The following is a 24,153-nucleotide window of genomic DNA, read 5'->3' as shown; positions in this document are numbered from 1 at the left end:
TTTACAATGAATTTTTTTCTTGAATGCATATATTTTCAATAATATTCAAAGCTTGGTCCATTTCTTCCATGGTAACCGTTAGCGGTGGCAGCAATCGAACAACAGATGGACCAGCTCCTAATACAAGCAAACCGTTCTCTCTCATTTTCGCTATAAGCTCACTTTGCTTTTCCCCGCATTCAATTCCAATTAAAAAACCTTTCCCGCGGATCGTGGAGATAAAAGGTACAGATGATAGTCGTTTTTGAAGCTCCTCCATAAAGTAAGCCGATTTTTGCTCTACCTCATTCAGGAAGCCCTGCTGGAAGATAATTTGCAGCGTAGCTTTAGCAGCCGCCAAGGCGATTGGATTCCCCCCAAATGTTGATCCGTGTGAACCAGGTCCAAATGCCTCTATTAAACGGCTTTTCCCAATAAGGGCCCCGACCGGCAAACCGCTTCCTAACCCTTTAGCTGCTGTGATGATATCAGGAGATAAGCCGTAGTGTTGATAAGCGAACGGTTTTCCTGTACGCCCGATTCCGGTTTGTACTTCATCAACAATAAGCAATGCCCCATTTTCCTGACAAAGATGCTGCACAGCTTGTAAAAATTCTGCTTGGGCCGGAACGACTCCGCCTTCCCCTTGAATGACTTCCAGCATCACGGCCGCTGTTGTCTCATCCATGGCTTTCTTTACTGCTTCTATATCGTTATAAGGTACATAGACAAATTCCTGCAGCAGCGGTCCGAATCCGTCATGAATTTTGGATTGTCCCGTCGCTGACATAGTTGCAAACGTTCGACCATGGAACGATTTTTCAAATGTAATGATTTTATGGCGTTTCGTATATTTTCGGGCTAATTTAATGGCCGCTTCATTCGCTTCCGCTCCGCTGTTACAAAAGAAAACAGCATCTCCGTCCGAATACTGGACAAGCAATTCCGCCACATCTTCTTGAAGAGAAACATGAAATAAGTTCGATACGTGCCATACTTGATTTAATTGTTCTTCGACAGCTTTTTGTACATCCGGATGGCGATGACCTAGATTGCATACCGCAATACCAGAAATAAAGTCGAGATACTCCTTATCATTTTCATCCACCAGCTTTGCTCCGCTCGCACTTTTTACTTTTACATCAAACCGTTGATACGTTGGAAACAAAAAACTCATGTGTTTCTCCCTCCGCTTCATCTTCTGTATATTGAATCGTTGTTCCGATCCATTCCCCGTTTTCATTCATGAAAGAACTTTTTCCACTGACAATTTGCACTTTTGGCAAGGAAGAAGACAATGCTTTTATAGCCGATTTTACTTTTGGAATCATCCCGCCGTATATAACCCCATCTTTAATTAATTGTTCAATATAAACAGGTGTTACCTCGTCAAGCAGCTCACCATCTTTTATAATTCCTTGCACATCTGTTACGAACAATAGCTGCTTCGCTCCAAGCGCCTGGGCGACCGCACCCGCTGCCAAGTCAGCGTTAATATTGAAAGATTCACCCTCTTGATTTGCTCCAATGGACGAAATAACAGGGACATATTCTTTTTCCATTAAATGATGGAGAAGTTCATCATTCACGTTAACTACTTCACCAACATATCCCAACTCTTCATAATTAATGGCTTCTGTTTCAAGAAGCATTCCATCACACCCGGACAGGCCCACACTATTCAACCCACATGCTTGTAAAGACATAACCAGCTGTTTGTTCACCTTTCCTGCCAACACCATTTTCACGACATCCAGTACTTCCGCTGATGTTTTACGCAGTCCATTGACGAACTCTGATTGAATATTAAGCTGTTTTAATATCCCTTCAATATCTGGGCCTCCCCCATGAACAATGACGAGACGATAGCCTTGTTCTGCTAAACGGGACAAGCTTTGAAAGAAAGAATCGTTCAATTGACTCATAACGCTGCCACCGCATTTCACGACAATGGTTTCTTGATTACCCATCATTTCTCTCCCCTATGAGCGATAGCTCGCATTGATTTTCACATAATCGTATGTTAAGTCACATCCCCAAGCCGTTCCGTTTTCATCGCCTTCACCAAGCTGAACGTGAATAACGACTTCTGGCTGCTGCAGATACTCCTTAGCTGCCGTTTCGTCAAAGGGCTGCGGCTGGCTTTTCTTCAACATGCAAATGTTCCCAAGGCTTACATCGACTTTAGTCGGATCAATTTCGACCCCGCTGTACCCAATGGCTCCTATGATGCGGCCCCAGTTAGCATCCGCTCCATATACAGCTGTTTTGACAAGATTGGATCCAACAATTTGTTTCGCAATTTTATTGGCGTCTTCTTTCGTTTTGGCTCCATTCACTTGAACCTCAATTAACTTTGTCGCGCCTTCCCCGTCTCGGGCAATTGCCTTTGCCAGGTCTTCACATGTCAGCTTCAATGCTTCATAAAACTGTGCCCACTCGGGGTGGCTTGGTGTTAACGGGTTATTTCCTGCCATTCCATTCGCCATCACGATGACCATATCGTTTGTGGATGTGTCTCCATCCACTGTAATCTGATTAAATGTTTTATTCGTAATAGAGCTTAAAGCTTCTTGAAGAACAATGGAATCAACCGCTGCATCGGTTGTTACAAAGCCAAGCATTGTCGCCATATTCGGATGAATCATTCCAGAACCTTTAGCAGCTCCGCCGACTGTCACCTTTTTGCCATCAATCATCGTTTCATAGCAAGCCGTTTTCATCACGAGATCTGTTGTTAAAATAGCCGTTTGAAAGTCTTCCGCTCCAGTTTGGTCTGCACTTGGCTCCAATTCTGAAATTCCTTTACGGATTTTCTCCATATTCAGTAATTCACCAATTACACCCGTAGAAGCGACTGCTACATAATGGGAAGCCACTCCGAATTTCTCCGCAAACGCTTCTCTCATTTCATAGGCATCTTTTAATCCCTGTTCTCCTGTACAAGCATTGGCACATGCACTGTTTGCAATAATTCCTTGCAACTTCTTTTCCTTGCTAATGCTTTCTTTTGTTACATGAAGAGGTGCTGCCTGAAAACTGCTTTGTGTATAAACCGCTGCACAGCTTGCAGGACTTTCGCTCATTACGGCTCCCACATCTTTTTTTCCGTGACTCAAGCCTGCATACACACCTGCTGCAAAGAACCCTTTTGGTGTCACTACCGTTCCGTTTTCAACCTTCTTTACCTCTGTTTTCACTTTCGCCTTAATCACATTCATTCTCCTCTCTCTACATCTTTCTCTTATGGATAAACAGGAACGAAAGTTAAGCCAGTTTGCTGTTCATAGCCCATCATGATATTGGCGTTTTGAATCGCTTGACCTGCCGCTCCTTTTACTAAATTGTCGATAACTGCTACTACCGTAATGCGTTTCGTTCGTTCATCAAATGCGAGCCCGATATCACAATAGTTAGAGCCGCATACTTCTTTTGTGGATGGAAATTTCCCTTTCTCTCTTACTCTGACAAAAGGGGCTCCTTCATAGCTTGCTAGATAAAGAGCATGTAAATCTTCAAAAGTCATATCACTTTTCGCCTTTGCATAAACCGTGCTCATAATCCCTCTTGTCATCGGCACTAAATGCGTACTGAATGTAATTGGTTTGATGTTTCCATTCCATCTTGTAAGCACTTGTTCAATTTCTGGAATATGCTGATGTTGATTTACTTTATAGATTTTAAAATTCTCATTCGTTTCTGCATAATGTGTAGCACTTGATAAGCCTTTTCCTGCTCCTGAAATGCCTGACTTTGCATCCACAATAATCGAATCTTCTTCAATCAAACCATTTTTCACGAGAGGAGCTAATGCCAATAACGTTGCTGTCGGATAGCAGCCAGGGTTGGCTATAAACGAACTGCTTGTTACTTCTTCCGCAAACCACTCAGATAACCCGTACACTGCTTGATTTAGATAAGTTGTTGGAGCAGATGGCTTTTTATACCATTGTTCATATACCTCTTCTTCTTTTAAACGAAAATCGCCTGACAAATCGACTACCTTTACCCCCGCATCGATTAAGTCAGGTACAAGCTGGCTTGAGATTCCCGAAGGTGTAGCGGTAAATACCAAATCTACATCTTTGGCTATTTGAACCGGGTCAATATCCTGAAGTTTCCATTTTTCATGAGATAAATGCGGATATACATCCTTCAATTGCATCCCTTCTTGAGATGAAGAATAAATTGAATAAATATGAAAAAATGGATGAGAAGATAACAACCTGATCAACTCGATCCCACCATATCCTGTTGCGCCAATAATACCGACTTTAATCTTTTTCATCATAATGTAATTTTAACGTCCCTTCATATCTATTAAATTATTAATCATTATAATACCGTATAAAAATAAAATCAAATGAATATTTAATTATTAAGATTGATTTGGAAAATATGGCGTGACCAAAAGACGGTCACGCCATATTTTCCAAACCTAAGCGGCTGCCACTCCCCTTGCGGGGTCAGCGCCATCCGCTTAGGTGAACCTTTGAAGGCAAATTCAAGTGGTCTAAATAACTGATTGTGAATATCCCTCAATCGAATGAAGATGTGTCAAATTATTAAGTGGAATAATATAAACGAATCCGTCACCAGGATTCAGTAAAATCAAGGAATTGAATACGGGTCCTTTCAGTAAAAAATTATTTTTACGGCCTTTTAACTTATGCAACAGTTACATATCTATGTCTATAAATTCGACATAGATTAAAAAACACTCATGTCGAATTTATAGGATTCCTTTCGAAACTTCTCGACGAACAAAGAATTGAATATCTAAATTTGATTTTATTGAACTCCTAATGCAATTTTAGCGTAACGTGACATTCGCTCTTTGCCCCACGGAGGATTAAAGGTTATATTCACTTCTACTTCTTTCACTTCCGGAAGCCCCGACAGTGCTTTTTTAACATCTTCTGTAATAGCTCCAGCAAGCGGACAGCCAATAGATGTTAAGGTCATGGTGACGATAGCCGTTCCCTTTTCCGTTAATTCCAAATCATAAACAAGCCCTAAATTAATGATATCCACCCCAAGTTCAGGGTCCTTTACTTCTTCCAATGCTTCCATCATGAGTTCATTCATTTTTTCGTCCATTCTTCCAGCCTCTTTTCTTCAAATTGTCATCAGAGCAGTTCCATTGTCCATGAAACAAAAAGGGTTCATTATGTTTAATGAGGGATAAACAGCCGCGCGACACATACATATAATTATGTTAAAGTAAAATTATCTCTAACCTCATCGAAAGGAGCCCTTATGAGCAAACAACCACATTTAATTGCACTCGACTTAGACGGAACATTATTGACCGATAAAAAAACGATTTCTCCTAAAACGAAATTGATTCTGGAAAAAGCCAAACAAGCAGGTCATATTGTGATGATTGCAACCGGACGCCCTTATCGTTCAAGCTCCATGTACTATGCTGAGCTAAAATTAGATACACCTATCGTTAATTTTAATGGGGCACTTGTTCATCATCCTCTCGAACATTCATGGGGCATCCACCATAATCCCCTTCAGCACCACACCGCTCATGACATTGTTGATGCCATGGAAGATTACCAAATTAACAATATCCTCGCTGAAGTAATGGATGATGTGTATTTGCACTACGATGACCGTGAACTGATTGATGTCATTAATTTAGGGAACCCGAAACTCCAAACAGGCGATTTGCGCCTCCATTTACATCATGATCCTACTTCTATTTTAATTCATGCTGACGAAAATCATGTAAATGACATTCGCTCGCACTTATCACAAGTACATGCCGAAGTCATTGAACATCGTCGCTGGGGGGCTCCTTGGCATGTCATTGAAATCGTCAAAAAAGGGTTAAACAAAGCAGTAGGCCTTCAAAAAGTCGCTGATCATTACAGCATTCCCCAAGAACGGATCATCGCATTTGGCGATGAAGATAATGATTTGGAAATGATTGAATTTGCAGGACATGGTGTAGCGATGGGAAATGCCATTTCCCCCCTCAAAAACATTGCTAAAGAAATCACCTTATCAAATGAAGAAGACGGGATCGCCATTTATTTACAAGAAGTATTAAAACTATAAGGAAGAATATCTGTTGAAAAATAATTTATCTAAGGTCCCATATTAATATTGAGTTCTTTTAAGCAATGCGACTATTCAACATGATGACGCATCGACACTTCAAATCAAAGGTACTCCCCTAATGAACTTTTTTCACTTTATGTCAGGAAAATTTTTATCGCTATATCCATTCTGAAACTACATAAACTACAATGGACACAAGCAATTGTGTCCATTTCGTTCATTTTGAGGAGGAATGCGTAATGGGTAGAAGCAATAAATCTAAGCGTTTTGTTAAACAAGGTGCTGACGCTGTCCAACTTCATGATCAGCGTATCCCTTACCATATGACTTTGGCTGAAGCTGAGCAGCTAAAAGCTAAACAAAATCACTCCTCTTCTCCTGGAGGTCAGATGTAATGGCAGACTCTTTATTTCAACAGGCTGTTGATAAAGTAAAAGAAGTTCTATCGCCATCTGGACAACAAACAACATCACCTTCTGCTAACAGCCAAAAAGATGATAATGCTGCAACAGGTACCTCTTTTGATATGGGAATGATGCAGTCTATTTTGACAGCAGGCATGGGAAGCTTGTCCAAAGAAGATCAACAAAAAGTCCAGGAATTTCAGCAAAGCTTTCAATCAAATACACAAAGCCAACCTTCACCGAATAACCATAATGGAAAAATGGATATATCGGGAAATGTTGTTTCTTCAGCCATGAAGCAATTATCAATGGAAGAGCAACAGCAGCTTCAACAATTCCAGCAAACATTGGGTATTGAATCTGCACAAGAAATTAACCCCCAACAGCCAATGGTAATGGGACAAGAAACCGGTTCAAGTGCTGCCAATCAAGCCGCCTCTCAAGAAAAAACAAAGGTAAATGCACTGGCAGAAGAACTGGGCGGAAAAATGTAACCAAAAAAGTCCCATGTTTCTCTTTAAAGAGGCATGGGACTTTTTCCATAAAAGCATATGTTCTTCTTAATCTTTTCGGAAGAAACCAAAAATTCCGGTTGTCTGAACAATGTTAGTAAAGGCATTTGGATCTACTTCCTTAATAATTCGCTCCAAGTCGAACAGCTCGTATCTTGTAATGACAATAATCATCATTTCCTTCTCCTCGTTCGTAAAAGCCCCTTTAGCTGGAACAGTCGTAATTCCCCGGACCAATTTGGCATGAATGGCTTTTTTCAATTCCTCTCCTTTTTTCGTAATAATCATCGCCGTGAGCTTTTCATGGCGAGTGTGAATCGCATCGATCACACGAGTGGAGGCGTATAAAGCGACAAGCGTATATAAAGCTTTTTCCCACCCGTATAATAACCCTGCCGTCCCGATAATAACTACATTGATGGCAAAGAAATAGGTACCTACCGGTTTGTCCTTCATGCGGGATAAAATCATTGCGATAATGTCCAACCCTCCTGTTGAGGCCCCCCATTTCAATGTAAAGCCAACACCCACAGCAAGAATGACTCCGCCAAACACAGAATTCAATAAGATATCTTCAGAAAGAGCATAAACCGGGATGAACCCTAAAAAAACCGTCGTCGCTGCTACGCTTAAAAAGCTATATAAAGTAAAGGACTTCCCTACTTTCATCCAACCTAAAATCGCTACAGGAATGTTAAACAAAAGGAGTAAAACACCCGTTGAAATATGAATCGGCGTGTAATCGGCCAAAACACTCGAAACCAGTTGAGCCGCTCCCGTAAAACCACTTGCATAAATATTGGCCGGAATTAAAAATAAATTCAAAGCCAAGGCATTCAATAGCGCACCGAGCAAGACAACAATAAATTTTTTGACTTCTAACCAAACCATCAAATGTTTCCTCCCGTCATGCATATACATTTACTACTAGTATAGTCGCTTCTTATTCATTAATCCGTGCTGGAGGGAAGGGAATAAGAATTCCCTTCCCTCCAGCACGGTCAAAAGAATTGTGTTTTAGTCCAACTGTCTATAAAATATTCATGGCACATAAAAGTAATAGGAAGGTGACAATGATGTCAATCAAAATTGTAACGGATAGTGCAAGCGATTTGCCTTTGCATTTTTTCGAAGAACATGACGTTCAGTTCATTCCCCTTCGCGTTCATCTCAACGATGAAGAATATTTAGATCTTCAAACGATTCAACCGCTTGATATATATAAGCATATTCGTAATGGAGCCCATCCAAAAACATCGCAGGCAGCACCTGCTGCCATCTATGATACTTTTGAATCGATTGTTAAAAATGGGGATGCTTGCATTTACATCGCTTTTTCTTCTCAGTTATCAGGTACTTATCAAACATCGGTCATGATACAACAAGAAATAAAAGAAAACTATCCCGATGCCCAAATCGAAATCATTGATACAAAATGCGCTTCAATGGGCCAAGGACTTATCGTGCATCATGCCGTTCAGCTTCTCAATCAGTCGCTGCCATTTGAAGAAATTGCAGAAAAGATTCAAACATACAGCCGCCATATGGAGCATATCTTTACGGTCGATGATTTGGATTTCCTTGCAAAAGGCGGGCGTGTAAGTAAAGCTTCTGCTTTTATCGGCGGCCTTCTCAATATTAAGCCTCTGCTTCATGTCGAAGACGGCAAGCTTATTCCAATCGAAAAAATACGGGGACGTAAAAAGGTATTAAAACGCATGGTCGAATTGATGGAAGAACGCGGACACAATTTATCTTCTCAAACGATCGCCATCAGTCATGGAGATGACGAACAAACGGCCCTTGAACTCAAACAGCTCATTCAAGAAAAATTCGGATGCCAGTCTTTTATCATTAACACAATTGGCGCTGCTGTCGGTTCCCATGCAGGTCCTGGTACGATTGCGCTTTTTTTCTCAAATGACCCTTTGTCATAACTTGCATACATTAGAAAAACGGAGGCGTCCTGCTCAGCTGCCGTGTATAAATTAAATGCTCCAGGCGAACCTTAATATCATCATCAGGTGAAAGGAGTGTTTTAATTTGGGAAATGATAAAGCACATTTTAAAACAAGCGACAATGACAAAAAGGCAAGAGATAATAACGCTAAACGACATGAAAAAAATATTTTGAGGGAAAAGAACCGTCAAGCGGGAGAGCGTTCATACTCGAAGGAAACAGATCATCTCTAAATAGAATGACCATATATGTATTCCTTCCTCAATCAAAAGGAAGGCAAAAAACAATTTCAACTGAAAGGCCCCATTACGAAATCCTCAATTTTACTGGATTTTCATAATGGAGCTTTTCAGAAGGTGGATTCAAAAGGGATACTTTTTACCCTCTTGAATCTCCTTCCTCTTCTTTTTTTATATAAGTCCAGCCTTCTTCTTGGGTAATCTTATTTTCCTTCATCAGCTTGCCAAGAGCACGCTTAAACGCGGCTTTACTCATATTAAAGCGATCACGAATATCTTCTGGAAAGCTCTTGTCCCAATAAGGCATCGCTCCGCTCCTGCTTTGTAAATACTCATAGATTTTATCCGCATCTTCCCCCATGCCTTCTTGTTTACGTGGAAGCATCGACAAATTTAATGTGCCGTCCTCCTTTACATGGATGACCCTCACTTTTACTCTTTCACCTAAACGCGGCTCTTCTCTCCGTTCTGTTTCGTGAACAAACCCCAAATAGCCCTCATCTGTGATGAATGATGTTCCTACTCTTAATACACGATAAACCGTTGCATTTATATCTTTATTGAATAAAGACTTCGGCGCTTCCTTGGAGATGCCTTGCATCACGTCTTCTGTTGCCGGCTTCCCGTACAAAAGTCCCCGCTTCGTCGCTTTTATGGTACAGTACAGCAAGTCTCCCTCTGCTGGCCATAATGACTCGAGGGCAGGCAAATCATTTTTTTCCACCAGTAAATCTTTGCTTATGCCAATATCCACGAATACCCCAAGCCCTGGTTCGGTTCCAACGACCTTGACCCATTGATAAGTTCCTGCTTCAATGACCGGCAATGTCATCGTAGACGTCAGTCTCCCCTCTCGGTCCAAGTATATAAAAACTTTGACTTCCTCTTCTTCTGCCAATGTTGCGGTTGCCTCGTTTCGATGAAGAAGCACTTCTTCCCTTCCATCTGTCAGCATATATCCTAATGGTGTTTCCCTTACTACACGAAGCACCATCGTCTTTCCAGGTTGTAATTTACTCATTCGTTTGTTTTCCTTCCTTCGTTTCAAAATATAACGTCATCCTTCAGTCAGTGAAGGCGTTACTGCCCCTTAGTTCGGCACCAACATATGGTGATTGTACCAATTCCTGTCCGCCCATTCAACTTTTCGTTCAGTTGTACCCATTCTGATATTTGTCTATAATAGTAATAAGAAATTTTTAACAAATGAGGAGGTTACTATGTCTAAAGAAAGCTCGTTCGATATTGTATCCCAAGTAGACCTTTCCGAGGTTACAAATGCGATTAATATTGCCATGAAAGAAATTAAGAACCGTTATGATTTCAAAGGAAGCAAAAGTGATATTTCCCTCGATAAAGAAGAACTGGTTCTCATTTCAGATGATGAGTTTAAGCTCAATCAACTGAAAGACGTCTTGCTTTCCAAGCTCGTTAAACGTGAAGTCCCGATTAAAAACTTATCGTATGGCAAAGTGGAGAATGCTTCAGGCGGTACCGTCAGACAACGTGCGTCATTGGTGCAAGGAATTGATAAGGAAAATGCCAAAAAGCTAAATACCATCATTAAAAACACAGGCCTTAAAGTCAAAAGCCAAATTCAAGATGATCAGCTGCGTGTCTCCGCCAAAAGCAGAGACGACTTACAGCAGGTCATTGCCGCAATCCGCGAAGCAGATTTGCCGATTGATGTTCAATTCATTAACTATCGCTAAGAAGATGACGAAAAAGGGGATGTTCTCCCCTTTTTCGTCATCTTCCTGAAAGACCCCGTCGCGGAAATCCAGTAAAATCAAAGGATTTCATGACGGGGTCTTTAGGAAACAGCCCTTTCTGTTGCATAAAATGAAGTTGAATCACTGAGGACTTAGTATCAATCAAATACGGGATAAAATCTTCCGTCCTCTCCATACTAACAAAAGAAGCAGCAGAAAGAGGAGGTAACATTATGACCAATCAACAAAATCAACAACAAACATTCCCGCCTCAGCACCAAAATAAACAGCCCGGTATTCAATCAGAGATGAATCCAATTCCGGTTTCTTTTCATAATCAATATAAAGCAGGAGGAAAATTAAAAGACAAAGTGGCCATTATTACAGGGGGAGATAGCGGAATTGGACGTGCTGTAGCTTATCACTATGCAAAAGAAGGAGCCAATGTCGTCATTGCTTATCTTGACGAACACCAGGATGCAAAAGAAACAAAAACGCAAGTAGAGCATTTGGGAGGGAAATGCTTACTTCTTTCAGGGGATATTGGCGAAGAAAATTTTTGCGAGCAAATTGTCAAAGATACGATTTCCACATTTGGAAAACTCGATATTCTTGTTAACAATGCAGCGGAGCAGCATCCCCAAGGGAACCTTTTAGATATTACAGCTGACCAACTTCAAAAAACGTTTCGGACGAATGTTTTTTCCTTTTTCTATTTGACAAAAGCAGCTCTTCCTTATTTGAAAGCGGGAAGCTCGATCATTAATACAGCCTCCATCACGGCGTACGAAGGAAATGACCAGCTTATTGACTATTCCTCTACAAAAGGTGCCATCGTCACCTTTACACGCTCTCTGTCACAATCCCTTGTCGGAAAAGGCATTCGTGTTAACGGAGTGGCCCCTGGTCCTATTTGGACACCGCTTATTCCTTCTACCTTCTCAAGCAAAAAAGTGGCAAGCTTTGGTGCCAACACACCAATGAAACGTGCAGGCCAGCCTCATGAAGTGGCACCTAGTTATGTATTCCTCGCAAGTGACGATTCATCTTATATTACAGGGCAAATGCTGCATGTAAACGGCGGAACAATTGTAAATGGATAAGGAGTTAAAAGGGAACTCGTTCCCTTTTAACTCCTTATCCTGAAAGGCCCTCCACCAATGGAAGTTTCCGTTATTCAAGACTTCTGAAACAATCTCTTCAACTAGTCGTGTCAACGGTCTTTTTAGTTAGCGGTTTACATGATTGTCGTTTGATCATTTCATGCGGCACTTTAATTTGCTTAACCATTTGATAGGGATATTCAAATTGGTCAATCAAACAACGTACGGCTTGATAGCCAAGCTCAAAAATATTAATATCCACAGATGTCAGAGCAGGGCGGGCCAGCTCCGCAATTAATGCATTATTAAAGCTTACGATGGAAATATCATCCGGAACGGAGATTTCCATTTCATCCAATGTATTTAAGATTCCAAGCGCCATTAGATCATCTGCTACAACTAGTGCTGTCGGCCTTTTTTCCAATGACATTAGTTTACGAACAGCTTCTTTGCCGCCCTCGCGTAAAAATTCTTGATGAATGACATATTCATCGCGATATTGAAGATTAGCTCCCCGAATAGCCTTATCATAACCCGTCAGGCGGTCGATTGTAACGACAAGGTCTAAATTCCCGCCCACAAACGCGATTCTCTCGTGTCCCATCTCAATCAAATATTCGGTCGCTTCACGTCCGGCACGGAAATTATCATTGTCGACAAAGGATACTCCTTCTCCGTTTTTAAAAGGCTTCCCAATCACGACACATGGTACTTCATGTTCTTGAAGATACGGTAAAATCATATCATCTACTTTTGAATATAATAGGATAATTCCATCCACTCGACGGCCTTGGACCATTTGAACGACTTCTTGAAAAATTTCCTCTTCGGTTTCACCTGTGGACATGTAGATCGCATGCTTTTTCTCATGTGCCCCTGTACTGATTCCCCTAATGACTTCAGGAAAAAATGGATTTTGAAATACTTTATCAGCCGAGCTTGGCATAACAACCCCTATCGCTTGTGTCGATTGGTTGGCGAGACTTCTCGCAATAATGTTCGGATGGTAGCCCAGTTCTTTCATGGCTAATCGAACTCGCTGCTTTGTTTTTTCACTGATGCGCGAGCTGTTTGCGATGACCCTGGAAACCGTCGAAGGCGCAACTTTAGCTAAATTGGCGACATCCTTGATGGTTACGCCCATATCCATGCACTCCTCTCCCAATGTTGTCTAATTATTGTTTCCTTCTTTATTAAGACATTAAGACGCTTGTTTCTTTTTTCCCCGCTTCCAAACCAAATAAATGAATATCATGAAAGTCCCATAAACGATGACCATGGCAGCAATGAACTTTACATTCAAACCTGTTTTATCACCTAGTACGTAAATGTTCGCTTTCTCCCGGTCAATTGCTATACGATATCCATCTCCTGTAGAGCGGATCATATCTTCCTCTAACAAACCTCGCAGTTCTTTTTCTCTTCCCATCTGTTCAACAGGAATGTCTACTATCTGGGTTTCATCTGTATTATTAATCGCTACAACCGTCGTTTCATTTTTATATCCACGCTTGTAAACCATTATCCCATCTTTTTCATAAATCAATTCAAACGTTCCTTTTCGTAAAGAAGGCATTTGAGCTCTTATTTCACTTATCTTTGATATATAATCAATCAATTCTTTCTCTACACGGAAATTCATTGATCGATTATTATCGGGCTCTTCCCCTCCATCCAGGGCTATTTCCGTTCCATAATAAATTGTCGGTATACCTGGTGCCGAAAATAAATATGTCAGCGCAAGCTTTGTCCTTGTGCCTGGATGATGGCGGTTTTCCAACGCTTTTCTTGTGAAGCGGACTGTATCTTCATCATCAATCATCGTACCAACTGTAAAAGCATTTTCATAGGAAGATACCGTTTGTCCCCATCGTTCATATAAACCCTTTGATGAAGAATTAATTTTGCTGAACACATCGGAAATTTGTTCATACAGAGAATAATCAATAATTAAATCAAAACCAGCTTTCTCATATAAAGTTCCGTCACTGCCTTCTGGAGCGGAGCCAATCAAATAAAACTCCGGTGAATGTGCTTTCACCTGATTAACGAACGCTTTCCAAAAAGAAGGGGACTTTTCTTCTAAAGAGGAAATTTTATATCCATCTATGTCTACTTGATCCATCCACCATACAGCAGCTTTTAGCGTTTCTTGATCATTATCTGATGCGACAAAACGCAGCACCACTTTCATGTCACGATCATGAGCTTCTTTTATAAGTTGTTTGAGCTGTTCCATCGTTCCATAACGCTCGTCCATTTTATAAAAATCCTGTACACCGCTCCCATCGTAAGTACTGCTCTTAAACAGAGGAGACAGTACGATAGCGGTAACCCCCATATCCTGTATATAATCCAGCTTATCGATAATCCCTTTCACATCGCCGCCATGATAACCGTTAGGATTATGAATATCTATACCTTGATCATTTGTAGGGTCTCCATTGTTAAAACGATCAATCATAATGGAATACATCCATTCATCTTCCCATATTCTTTCTTCTGTTTCCGCTGCTACAACCGGAACACTGCTGATCAAAAGAAACGGGATTAAAAGTAAAGCCATTACTCGGTTACCAATCATCATATCCTCCTCTTATCCTCTCTATCTCTTCAGCGGAGGTTTTCTCAAATTATAATGGGCGCTTCTCTTTCTCACAACACCCTTATACAAACTGCATATAATCAGTCGACACTTTCATAGACAAACACTTCACATGAGCAAGTCAAAAGCTTCCCTGCCAGCAATTTTCCTAAATAAAAACAACTATGAAAATAGAAATGATTAACCATTTCTACATCGTAACAATCAACAAATGAAATCGCTTGCAACCTACTCACTCTATTATACAAGTAACGAGATGATTCTCAATCCCTTTTTAAGCATTCATTTTTGTCCATTTTGTTACACCCCATCACGTTTTACAAACCTCCGATAGGAATTAGGTGTTAACCCTTCTTGCTTTTTAAAAATCCGCGAGAAATAGGTATAATCTTGAATGCCGACTAAGTTGGAAATATCCTTCACTTTCATATTGGTTGTTGCTAACAGCTTTTTAGCTTGGGAAATTCTATATTGTTGTAAATATTGAACTGGGCTCATCCCAATCGTTTTTTGCATACTTCTTGTCATATAATCTGGATGATAATGGAGTCTTGCAGACAATTCTTTCATTGTAATGGATTCATTGTAATATTCACGAATATAAGCGACTATTTGCTCTGTTACTTGTTCAGCCGCGGTCGGGATCGCAAGCACCTCTTTTTGAAGCTGAAGACAGAACTCCTGAAACAGAAGCTGCTGCCGCAATTTATTTTCCACACCTTCATATTCATCCAACCCCACAAGGTAATTAAGCAACCGATTGATTAGCGGACGATTTTGAACGCTTCCGTATCTCGGTATTTGGAAAGTAAAATACCATGGCTCTGTAATCGTCCCTTCTTCTTTCACTAAACTCGACCATTCGATATGTTCTTTTGGCAACGAAGTATAGCCTTCCTCCATAAAAAAGTGGATCCATATAAAGTCTGTCTTCTCCTCGCACCCCTTATGACCATAGTGTTCGATTCCGGGAACGAGAATAATATATTCTCCTTCACTCACCTCATACGGAATGCCGTCTTCCGTAATAAATAACACCCCGCTCTTTACATATAGTAAATCAAATACGGTAAACACCCGTTTCACATGCTTCTTTCCAATATCAAGCATATGCCTACCTCCAATAATAAAAGTCGGAAACGGCGGCACCGAAAAATGAAGAACTGACATCGTACACTCCCCTTGCTATTTAAATTCAATGAAAGTTTCTAACCTTTTCTGTTGACTATTATCCTATTTGCACCTTTCTGTTCCTATATCTTAAATAAGTTCACAAAAAATTTCGTATAAGGAGCGGGGAGAACCCTCAAGGGTTCTCCCCGCTCCTTATAGGTCGGAATTATCCAACCTTTATCGTTTTTATCTCTTTCTATTATAGTAAAAACCTTATAACATAGTAATGATTTTAAGTCGGAATTATCTAAAGGAGAAGAATGAATGAGCAATGAAAAAACAATCAAAAGAATGACGCTATTCGTGTTAACATGGCCGATTTTCATTGAGCTTTTCTTGCATATGCTGATGGGTAATGCCGATACATTAATGCTTAGTCAATTTTCGGATGACTCTGTAGCAGCGGTAGGAGTCGCCAATCAAATTTTAAATTTATTGATTGTCATGTTCGGGTTTATTGCCACAGGCAGTTCCATTATCGTCGCCCAGCATTTAGGAGCCAATCAACGGAGCACAGCTGCTGACGTATCAGTCATTTCCATGGTATCCAACTTGATTATCGGTCTTATTTTAAGCATTGGCATTTGGATATTCAGTGAACCCTTGCTGCGAATGATGGATTTACCGGAAAAACTAATGCCTGAGGCATCCATTTATTTGAAAATTGTAGGAGGCTTTTCTTTCCTCCAAGGTCTCATCATGACCGTCGGTGCAGTATTACGCAGCTATAGCTTTACAAGAGATACGATGTATGTAACGATCTGGATGAATTTACTGAACATTTTCGGAAACTATTTGGTTATCTTTGGTCCTTTTGGCTTTCCTATTTTAGGAGTAGAAGGTGTTGCCTTATCAACAACCTTCAGCCGTATGATCGGTTTAGTTATGATTGGTTTTCTGCTATTTAAACGAATTAATGAGAAGCTGCCTTTCAGGTCTTTTTACCGAATCCCAAAAGTTCATTTGAAGAACTTGCTGAAAATCGGGATTCCGTCTGCCGGAGAGCATCTCTCTTATAATGCATCTCAAATCATCATTACGTACTTTATTACATTGATGGGAACAGAAGCGCTGACGACAAAAGTATATGCTCAAAATATCATGATGTTCATCTTCCTATTTAGCGTGGCTGTCAGTCAAGGAACCCAAATTATGATTGGATATCTGGTCGGAGAAAGAAAATTGGAAGAAGCTTATAATCGATGTTTAAAGAGCTTGAAGATTGCCGTTGCAATCTCTGCTTTAATGGCTGTTCTCTTTTCTTTTTGCTCTGAAGCTCTATTGTCTATCTTTACGTCTAATGAAGATATTATCTCTACCGGAACCACCCTCATCTTTTTAACGATCCTCCTGGAACCTGGACGCGCGTTTAATCTTGTGATTATTAATTCCCTTCGAGCAGCCGGTGATGTCACATTCCCCGTTTACATGGGGATCTTATCCATGTGGGGAGTGAGCGTGACCATTTCTTACTTCTTGGGGATCATTCTAGATTTCGGGCTAGCGGGAATTTGGATCTCTTTCATTGTTGATGAATGGCTGCGCGGGTTGCTTATGCTCAGGCGTTGGCGTTCTCGTATATGGGAGAAAAAAGCATTTTTGCCTCGAACAGCTTAAATTACTGTACCTTATTACTAGGACTTAGCAGGCAATAAAACAGAAGGACAGCCGATTGGCTGTCCTTCTGTTTTATTGCGATGAAATTTTAACACTGTATATTTTTTGTGCACGCGTCGCTATTACAACCATGTCATTATAAACTGCCGGGGATGCTTCTATGTTATGGCCAAGATTTATTTTCGAGATTACTTTTCCATCTTTTCCAGACAATAGGTACATCATTCCTGCAGAATCAGCCTGAATGAGATAAGCGTTCCCCTTTTCGTCATATACATCTACAGGAGAGGACCAAGCATAGCTCGGCATTTCCCAGCGCCATATCTCTTTTCCCGTTTGCTTGTCCAATGCTACCAGCAGCCCTTTTTCAAGAGACGGCGTTCGAGCGATTGTATAAATGACCATATTTTTGATTTCATGCTTTCCGTTAATAGGAGTCGCCAGCAATCCGCCATTTACCGGATTTTTCCCTTTTACTGTTAATGCAGGATAGGATATTGACCATATCTCGTTCCCTGTCAGCCCATTAATTTTCCTTAAACGGGCAACTCCCTTCTTCCCTTGCTTGTCTACTTCTGTTCCTGTATATAAGTACGGGGTATCTCCGTTTTCCTCGTCTACCACAATGGTCGCATCTGTATCATCTGTTTTAGGAAGAGCCCAAATTGGACGATTTGCGTTCACGTCTACAGCCTGTATACTCCCGCCATTATCCGCAAACCATATGACATTTTTATAAGCCGCTAAAGAATTCTCAATACCGTAATGAAGGTTCCCTTTTATATGGTATCGATACTTCATGATTGCAGGATTTACTGTAACGGTCTTTTTCTCTTTTGAAAAGTTCGTTTGAAGCTTAATATGATACATAAGACCATTTTCTCCTCCGACCACCATTGTATCCGTTTCTCGATTAATCAATGGTGAACTGCCAAAAGCCCCCCATTTCCTATAGGCAAGCGGATCGATTCCCGGAATCATCGTCAGCTGTTTTCCATCGATTAAACTAAAAATGCGCAGCCCAATGTCAGTTTTAGAGGTTTGAGGAACGCCTTGGCCCACGTACAACAAAGGATATCCTCTCGGGTCAAGGGCCACGCTTCCCCTAATGGCATTGCCTATATTAATGGGCGGCCTTGATGGTTTGCCGGATTGCAGATCAAAAAAGTAAATACGCCCATCCAATGAACCGTATACCACTTCTACAAACGATGACTTGTTTTTAAACTCTTCATAAACATTCATCATTTTCACAACATCGTTATCCCATTTAATAATGGCAGGCTGGCCCGTCCATCCTGCTCCGCCTCCCCAGTCAGGGCTTCTTTTAGTCGTGAACTCCCACGCTTGAAGGAGCTGCTTCGGTTGAGCTTGTATATAACCAAAAGCCGGCTGGTCCCGGAAATGATTACCGCGGAAAGTCAAAACGCCGTCAACTTCGGAATAAGTAGACGGAAAAGCCGTTTGAATCACCTTATCTTTATCAGCAACCACCTTATATGATAAATGGGGAATTTCTTGTTGCTTGAACGTAAGAATATTAGAGTATGTTTTAGTTAACTGATCATTTACGTCCTTTTGCTTTAAACCAACCTGGAGCTCCTTGGCACTCTCCGGATTTACATTGATAACAGGGACCTTCACGCCTGTTTGCAAAGCTTTATAGCAGCCAACAATGAGAAGCAACGCTAAAAATAGCATTGGCATAAACAATTTAATCTCTTTCATCTCATTCCCCCTCCATTTTTCGACTTTAATCCTGCCTATCCTTACTATAACAACTAACCGGACAAGATTCTGTATAAAAGTACGAATGTCATCTAATTTTAACAAAAAGAGGATGAACGACAAGGGCCAAATACGGCCCTTGTCGTTCATCCTCCTGAAAGCAGTTTTTGTGATTCATTAGAGATTTATGAGACAGCCTCTCCAACCGTCACAAAATGTTTGCACCTAAAAAATTGTTGTACAGATACTCTGTTGTTACTCCACAACGTTTATATTATACTCTTTGAACCAGATATGCATTTGAGCTAAATGGGCTAACAACTGCGGCCCAGTCATCAATTGTCCGAACCATGGAACAGTAAATTCCCTTCCTTCTGATTGAACAATGCCCATTAATTGGTCGGCATCAAAAAATTCATGCAAAGCCGAACTTTTATCTGCAAGCAATTGCTCCAACCACGTTTTTACCGCTTTTGTATAGGCCGGATTATGCGTTTTCGGATAAGGGCTCTTTTTGCGATACAGAACATCATGAGGCAATATCCCTTCAAGAGCTTTTCGCAAAATTCCTTTTTCCTGATTACCGGTCATTTTCATCTTCCATGGAATATTCCATACATACTCCACTAGACGGTGATCAGCAAACGGAACGCGAACTTCCAAGCTCGCTCCCATACTCATACGATCTTTTCTATCCAATAATGTCGGCATAAACCATATCATATTCATATAAAACATTTTGCGGCGCTGGGTCTCTTCTGGAGATTCCCCATCAAGGACCGGCGTTTCAATAACCGTATCTTCGTAACTTGCTTGAACATATTCATTTAATTGAAATTTGGTTTTCCAACCGCCTTTTAACAAATTCATACGGGCGTCAACAGACCTCATCCATGGAAAGGAATCCGAGGCTAGATCATGCTTTCGATGGAACCACGGGTATCCCCCAAAAATCTCGTCGGCGCATTCTCCTGATAAGCTCACCACAAAATCTTTCTTTATTTCTTCACAAAACCAGAGCAAAGAAGAATCTATATCAGCCATTCCAGGTAAGTCACGCACAATTACTGCCTCTGTTAAATAATGAACAAGACTCTCTGTCGGAATGACACATCGGTGATGAATGGTATTAAACTGCTCCGACATTTTCTGAATATAAGCTCCATCGGAATTCGGCTGGAATTCATTTGCCTTAAAATACTTATCATTATCTTCGTAATCAATGGAGTACGTATGAAGCTGCCCTTTGCCTTCTTCTCTAAACGCATTCGCGGCGATGGCTGTAATGGCACTGGAGTCCACGCCTCCGGATAAAAAGGTGCATAAAGGAACATCCGATACAAGCTGTCTTGTGATTGCATCTTTTAGTAGAAATTGAACCTTTTCCGTTGTTTCTTCTAAAGACTCGGTATGTTCTGCACTTTTGACATTCCAATAACGCCATATCTTCAAACCGTTTTTCGTAAACATTAAGGCATGAGCGGGACGCAGTTCATCTATACCTTTAAATACTCCGTGGCCAGGAGAACGGGAAGGCCCAAGCCCAAATACTTCTGCTAATCCATCCAACCCGATTTCCGCTTTTACCTCTGGATGAGCCAAAAGGGCTTTTAACTCTGAACCAAACTGTATGCCTCCATTGTAGGAACGGTAAAATAAAGGCTTCACGCCAAGGCGGTCTCGGGCAATAAATAATTTTTGCTCATGCTCATCCCATACGGCAAATGCAAAGATTCCATTTAAATGCTCAATACATTGTTCTTTCCATTCCATATAAGCGGTCAGCAATACTTCCGTATCCGAATGTCCTTGGAACGTGTACCCACGTTTTAGTAGCTCTTTTCGAATATCTTCTGTATTGTAAAGCTCACCATTATAGCAAATGGTATACCTATCATTTTGTTTCGCCCTTGTCATGGGCTGTCTTCCGCCGACAGGATCTACTACAACAAGCCGTTTATGACCAAAAGCAACGTGATTTCCCGTCCAGACATTTGTGTCATCAGGTCCTCTTCTAGAAAGTGTATTTGCCATTTTGTATACCACTTGTTGCTCTTCAGTTAAATCACGCTGGAAATCAACCCAGCCTGTTATTCCACACATACCTTCCTCATCCTTCCTTCTATATGGGCATTTGACTCTGTTGAATAATGACATATTATGCAACAGCAAACATCTCGTTACTTTGTCCGATGAGATTTACAAAAGAACAAGTTATAAAGCTCTTCTTTTTGGGCAATAAGATACATATACACGTCACTTTTTAGATATGGAGGAAAATCCTCCATATCTAAAAAGTGACACATAAGCGATTGATAATAACCGTACGGTTATTATCAATCGCTTATGCCAAAACCTTCTTAGTTTATTTGACATACAAGAGCATAAAAAACGGAGAGGGTAAAAATCAAGTACTGCATTGAAATAGGCTTATATAACAGAAAGATATTTTCTGAAGATAGGAGAGATGTTAGGTGAGTTATCAGTCTCGATTGCACTTTTTAAAAGAGCAGCCGCGTGCATTTGTTTGCGGTATGATAGAACATATTGATAAACAGTGGGTATTTTTTGATGATGAAAGTGACGAGGCTTTTATGCTTGGGGAAATTGCCGACGATTCGCTTGAGATTCAATTATCCCAGCGCTGGCATAAAGCGATGTGGACGGGAGAGGACACGATACAGACAAACGGACAGATTTACATGCTGAAAGAAGGGGACTACATTAGAGTTCGCAAAACATTACAGCATGCGTATGAAACACTGCTGGAAGAGCTGACACTTGAAGCGCTGTCCCAGTTCACCCATCATTTAAACGAGTTGAATTTTTCTCTTTACGATTGCATTTATTGCTTTAACAGCTTATGTTTTCAAGAAAATGCTCCCTCCAAAAGCGGAGTGAACTTTTTGACTTTCGATAACGGAGAGGAAATTTGTTCCATTCACCATTTTTTTGAACGAAACCATCAAACGATGGATCGATTCGAATTCACTCTCAATAACGGAAAACGCCTGATGACTATGTCTTTAAACTGAGTCATCAGGCGTTTTCTTTTTATGCCTCTTCTTTTATGCGAATGGAGCCCAGTTTAATGGCAATCTAAGCCCAAGATATAAAACGACAAGCACTGCAATCACAAACTGAATCCATGCTCCCTTTGCGTCTTTTTCTTTTTTTGTACGGATCAATACCATTTCCATTGCTCCAATTACCCATAAACCAATAAGCATTTTGATGCCGTACCACATATGTATATCGCCTGTTGCTGTTTTCATAATAGATTGGTACAGTAAAAATCCTGTTATAATAATAATAATATACATAAGACGAGTAATCATATGTACCATTTTAGCTTTAGAATTTTTGTTTTTGTACATCGCATTCGCAACAAAAAACAAAATAATTCCAACAGCCCAAGCCGTGATATGAGCGTGTGTCATGCGAAAAAATCCTCCCTGTTCAAAATATTTTCTCCTTCATCATATCATGTATCAAAGTATTCGCGAAATATTACACATTATTATGTAACAAAAATGACGAAATTAGAAACAACGGGTTCGCCAAGTGGCGAACCCGTTGTTTCTATTTCACTGTATTTCTAAGCGTTCCAATTTCCTCTATTGTGACTTCCATCATATCTCCCGGCTTTAAGAAACGCGGCGGATTAAACCCTTTCCCCACTCCAGCGGGTGTACCCGTTGCAATAATATCTCCCGGTTCTAACGTTGTTCCTTTCGCAATGGTAGAAATAATATTGGCAATCCCGAAAATGAACTGCTCAGTATTTCCTTTTTGCCTCACTTCTCCATTGACTCTCGTCTCGATTTGAAGAGACTCGGGATTTTGAATAGCTGATTGATGAACAATAACCGGTCCCATCGGACAAGATGTGTCAAGGCTTTTCCCCAATAAAAACTGTTTATGTTTCTCCTGTAAATCACGTGCTGTTACATCGTTAATGAGTGTATAGCCAAAAACATGGTCCATTACCTCTTCTTCTTTGATGTTTTTGCATGTCTTGCCAATAATGACGGCGAGTTCTCCTTCATAATCCAATTCGGTTGTCACCTGCTGATGGGCAAGTACATCTCCTTCATGTCCCGTCACTGAAGTTGGTGCTTTAGAAAAAAGCATTAAGTGAGCGGGAATATCCGCTGCGCTCCCCATTTCAATTGCATGGTCCGCATAATTTTTCCCGACGCAAAAAATGTTCTTGCGAGGGCGAGGAATCGGTGCGAGCCATTTTATTTCCTCAACCGAATAAGCCGCTTCTCCATTGGGTACTTCTTGTCCCCATGTATGGATAACAGCTAACTTTTCACTTATCTCCTCATAATGTTCAATCAACTCAATCATGGAGCAAGGGATTTCACTTGTATGAAACAGCTTTTCTTCTGCCTTGCATATATCCACAATCCGGTTATTGATAAGCATCCCTGTGAACACGCGTTCTTTATAAGAAACCGTAACAAACTTCATTTGCCATTTCCCCCCTATGTAATCTCATTGCTCCATTCGACAAAACTTTCTTATTTCCTTTTAACCATTATGTATAAAATTAATAATTGACCTATACTGCAAAACCTCTCACACTTTCGTACCCCTACGTTCATTTCAACAGAAAATCGACAGCCCCTTTTAACAGGCTCAACATCTCATTTGGAAGTGTAATGAATGCCATTAAAGAAGAAACTGAGATAATGGTAACAACTAAAGAATAATCGGACATCTCCCGCTTTGTCTTTTTAAGAAGTGACTTTCTTGCTTGATTCATATCCCTCATCCCTTTCACCTTTGACGCCTTCCGTTGAGCTGCCCCTAAAAACGACTCCCACGGATAGTAAAAAAATAAAAAACACTCCCGCTTTATTCTTACCGAAAATAACGAGAGTGTTCCTCTGAATTCCTACATCCTATTGTTATATTCGGCAGCTGGCTGGCATTGTATCGTAACATTAGCCCCTTTAGCTTTGCGTCCCTGATTTTCATCAAGTTTGCCTTTATCTTTTTTAATCATAGAAAAATTTACCCTTCTATAAAATCGAC

At 40.6% G+C, this 24,153-nt stretch carries 24 protein-coding genes and 1 riboswitch; of the genes, 9 read left to right on the top strand and 15 right to left on the bottom strand.

Translation table 11 applies throughout. From position 1 onward, the window contains the following. Position 1 precedes the first annotated feature (1 nt). The 5 genes from BK575_RS01815 to BK575_RS01795 form a co-directional block, all read right to left on the bottom strand. Positions 2 to 1,156 carry an acetylornithine transaminase gene (locus BK575_RS01815; RefSeq protein ID WP_078408649.1) on the bottom strand — a complete coding sequence of 385 codons (1,155 nt, stop codon included), beginning with the start codon at positions 1,154 to 1,156 and terminating at the stop codon, positions 2 to 4. Continuing rightward, positions 1,122 to 1,949: an acetylglutamate kinase gene (argB, locus tag BK575_RS01810; protein ID WP_078408648.1), complete on the bottom strand. Its 828-nt coding sequence runs from the start codon at positions 1,947 to 1,949 to the stop codon at positions 1,122 to 1,124. Before argB ends, BK575_RS01815 begins: the two co-directional genes overlap by 35 nt. Positions 1,950 to 1,961: 12 nt before the next feature. Further along, positions 1,962 to 3,200, bottom strand: a complete 1,239-nt coding sequence (gene argJ, locus BK575_RS01805; RefSeq protein WP_078408647.1) for a bifunctional ornithine acetyltransferase/N-acetylglutamate synthase — start codon at positions 3,198 to 3,200, stop codon at positions 1,962 to 1,964. 23 nt (positions 3,201 to 3,223) lie between these two features. Then, positions 3,224 to 4,258 carry an N-acetyl-gamma-glutamyl-phosphate reductase gene (gene argC / locus BK575_RS01800; RefSeq protein WP_169907996.1) on the bottom strand — a complete coding sequence of 345 codons (1,035 nt, stop codon included), beginning with the start codon at positions 4,256 to 4,258 and terminating at the stop codon, positions 3,224 to 3,226. A gap of 512 nt (positions 4,259 to 4,770) precedes the next feature. Further along, positions 4,771 to 5,079: a metal-sulfur cluster assembly factor gene (locus BK575_RS01795; protein WP_078408646.1), complete on the bottom strand. Its 309-nt coding sequence runs from the start codon at positions 5,077 to 5,079 to the stop codon at positions 4,771 to 4,773. A gap of 159 nt (positions 5,080 to 5,238) precedes the next feature. Between BK575_RS01795 and BK575_RS01790 the strand changes: the two genes are divergently transcribed. The 3 genes from BK575_RS01790 to BK575_RS01785 all read left to right on the top strand — a co-directional run bounded on the left by BK575_RS01790 (position 5,239) and on the right by BK575_RS01785 (position 6,952). Then, positions 5,239 to 6,051, top strand: coding sequence for a Cof-type HAD-IIB family hydrolase (locus BK575_RS01790; RefSeq protein WP_078408645.1), 813 nt, complete (start codon positions 5,239 to 5,241; stop codon positions 6,049 to 6,051). Positions 6,052 to 6,293: 242 nt separating this feature from the next. Next, positions 6,294 to 6,449, top strand: a complete 156-nt coding sequence (locus tag BK575_RS28265; protein ID WP_169907489.1) for a hypothetical protein — start codon at positions 6,294 to 6,296, stop codon at positions 6,447 to 6,449. Then, positions 6,449 to 6,952: a hypothetical protein gene (locus tag BK575_RS01785; RefSeq protein ID WP_078408644.1), complete on the top strand. Its 504-nt coding sequence runs from the start codon at positions 6,449 to 6,451 to the stop codon at positions 6,950 to 6,952. Before BK575_RS28265 ends, BK575_RS01785 begins: the two co-directional genes overlap by 1 nt. A gap of 66 nt (positions 6,953 to 7,018) precedes the next feature. Here BK575_RS01785 and BK575_RS01780 read toward each other — a convergent pair whose 3' ends face one another. Continuing rightward, complete coding sequence (locus tag BK575_RS01780) at positions 7,019 to 7,861, bottom strand: YitT family protein (protein WP_078408643.1); 843 nt, start codon at positions 7,859 to 7,861, stop codon at positions 7,019 to 7,021. A gap of 185 nt (positions 7,862 to 8,046) precedes the next feature. On the opposite strand from BK575_RS01780, the gene BK575_RS01775 reads away from it, so the two are divergent. Both BK575_RS01775 and BK575_RS01770 read left to right on the top strand, forming a co-directional pair. After that, the gene (locus tag BK575_RS01775; protein WP_078414601.1) at positions 8,047 to 8,907 is read left to right on the top strand and encodes a DegV family protein; all 861 of its coding nucleotides are present in this window, start codon (positions 8,047 to 8,049) and stop codon (positions 8,905 to 8,907) included. Between the two features lie 106 nt (positions 8,908 to 9,013). Next, complete coding sequence (locus BK575_RS01770; RefSeq protein WP_078408642.1) at positions 9,014 to 9,163, top strand: DUF3941 domain-containing protein; 150 nt, start codon at positions 9,014 to 9,016, stop codon at positions 9,161 to 9,163. Between the two features lie 145 nt (positions 9,164 to 9,308). Here BK575_RS01770 and BK575_RS01765 read toward each other — a convergent pair whose 3' ends face one another. After that, entirely contained in the window at positions 9,309 to 10,190 is an 882-nt protein-coding gene (locus BK575_RS01765) for a CvfB family protein (protein WP_078408641.1), read from the bottom strand. Positions 10,191 to 10,389: 199 nt separating this feature from the next. On the opposite strand from BK575_RS01765, the gene BK575_RS01760 reads away from it, so the two are divergent. Together BK575_RS01760 and BK575_RS01750 are read left to right on the top strand one after the other, a co-directional pair. Then, positions 10,390 to 10,881 (top strand): YajQ family cyclic di-GMP-binding protein, encoded by a 492-nt coding sequence (locus BK575_RS01760; RefSeq protein WP_078408640.1) that lies wholly within the window; start codon positions 10,390 to 10,392, stop codon positions 10,879 to 10,881. A gap of 233 nt (positions 10,882 to 11,114) precedes the next feature. Further along, the gene (locus tag BK575_RS01750; protein WP_078408638.1) at positions 11,115 to 11,984 is read left to right on the top strand and encodes an SDR family oxidoreductase; all 870 of its coding nucleotides are present in this window, start codon (positions 11,115 to 11,117) and stop codon (positions 11,982 to 11,984) included. A 97-nt stretch (positions 11,985 to 12,081) separates the two neighbouring features. Here BK575_RS01750 and BK575_RS01745 read toward each other — a convergent pair whose 3' ends face one another. The 3 genes from BK575_RS01745 to BK575_RS01735 all read right to left on the bottom strand — a co-directional run bounded on the left by BK575_RS01745 (position 12,082) and on the right by BK575_RS01735 (position 15,759). After that, a complete protein-coding gene (locus BK575_RS01745; RefSeq protein WP_078414600.1) occupies positions 12,082 to 13,128 on the bottom strand; it encodes a LacI family DNA-binding transcriptional regulator in 1,047 nt (348 codons plus the stop codon). A 57-nt stretch (positions 13,129 to 13,185) separates the two neighbouring features. Then, entirely contained in the window at positions 13,186 to 14,571 is a 1,386-nt protein-coding gene (locus BK575_RS01740) for an alpha-amylase family glycosyl hydrolase (RefSeq protein WP_235867285.1), read from the bottom strand. Between the two features lie 318 nt (positions 14,572 to 14,889). Beyond that, positions 14,890 to 15,759 carry a helix-turn-helix transcriptional regulator gene (locus BK575_RS01735; protein ID WP_078408637.1) on the bottom strand — a complete coding sequence of 290 codons (870 nt, stop codon included), beginning with the start codon at positions 15,757 to 15,759 and terminating at the stop codon, positions 14,890 to 14,892. 267 nt (positions 15,760 to 16,026) lie between these two features. Here BK575_RS01735 and BK575_RS01730 point away from each other — a divergent pair, with 267 nt between their 5' ends. After that, on the top strand, positions 16,027 to 17,379 hold the full coding sequence (locus BK575_RS01730) for an MATE family efflux transporter (RefSeq protein ID WP_078408636.1): 1,353 nt from the start codon (positions 16,027 to 16,029) through the stop codon (positions 17,377 to 17,379). Between the two features lie 72 nt (positions 17,380 to 17,451). On the opposite strand, the gene BK575_RS01725 is transcribed toward BK575_RS01730, so the two are convergent. Next, positions 17,452 to 19,107, bottom strand: coding sequence for an outer membrane protein assembly factor BamB family protein (locus BK575_RS01725; RefSeq protein ID WP_169907487.1), 1,656 nt, complete (start codon positions 19,105 to 19,107; stop codon positions 17,452 to 17,454). 255 nt (positions 19,108 to 19,362) lie between these two features. Then, positions 19,363 to 21,210, bottom strand: a complete 1,848-nt coding sequence (gene asnB / locus BK575_RS01720; protein ID WP_078408634.1) for an asparagine synthase (glutamine-hydrolyzing) — start codon at positions 21,208 to 21,210, stop codon at positions 19,363 to 19,365. A gap of 371 nt (positions 21,211 to 21,581) precedes the next feature. On the opposite strand from asnB, the gene BK575_RS01715 reads away from it, so the two are divergent. Beyond that, positions 21,582 to 22,142 (top strand): DUF2777 family protein, encoded by a 561-nt coding sequence (locus BK575_RS01715; RefSeq protein WP_078408633.1) that lies wholly within the window; start codon positions 21,582 to 21,584, stop codon positions 22,140 to 22,142. 33 nt (positions 22,143 to 22,175) lie between these two features. On the opposite strand, the gene BK575_RS01710 is transcribed toward BK575_RS01715, so the two are convergent. The 3 genes from BK575_RS01710 to BK575_RS28260 form a co-directional block, all read right to left on the bottom strand. Continuing rightward, on the bottom strand, positions 22,176 to 22,547 hold the full coding sequence (locus tag BK575_RS01710; RefSeq protein WP_078408632.1) for a YisL family protein: 372 nt from the start codon (positions 22,545 to 22,547) through the stop codon (positions 22,176 to 22,178). A 142-nt stretch (positions 22,548 to 22,689) separates the two neighbouring features. Further along, positions 22,690 to 23,586 carry a fumarylacetoacetate hydrolase family protein gene (locus BK575_RS01705; protein WP_078408631.1) on the bottom strand — a complete coding sequence of 299 codons (897 nt, stop codon included), beginning with the start codon at positions 23,584 to 23,586 and terminating at the stop codon, positions 22,690 to 22,692. Between the two features lie 130 nt (positions 23,587 to 23,716). Next, entirely contained in the window at positions 23,717 to 23,881 is a 165-nt protein-coding gene (locus tag BK575_RS28260; RefSeq protein ID WP_169907485.1) for a hypothetical protein, read from the bottom strand. 150 nt (positions 23,882 to 24,031) lie between these two features. Then, positions 24,032 to 24,116, bottom strand: a riboswitch (cyclic di-GMP riboswitch). Between the last annotated feature and the right edge of the window lie 37 nt (positions 24,117 to 24,153).

It is taken from the genome of Priestia abyssalis (assembly GCF_002019595.1).
In the GTDB taxonomy this organism is placed as follows: Bacteria; Bacillota; Bacilli; order Bacillales; family Bacillaceae_H; genus Bacillus_BA; species Bacillus_BA abyssalis.
This window is presented reverse-complemented; position numbering and strand designations above follow the sequence as displayed.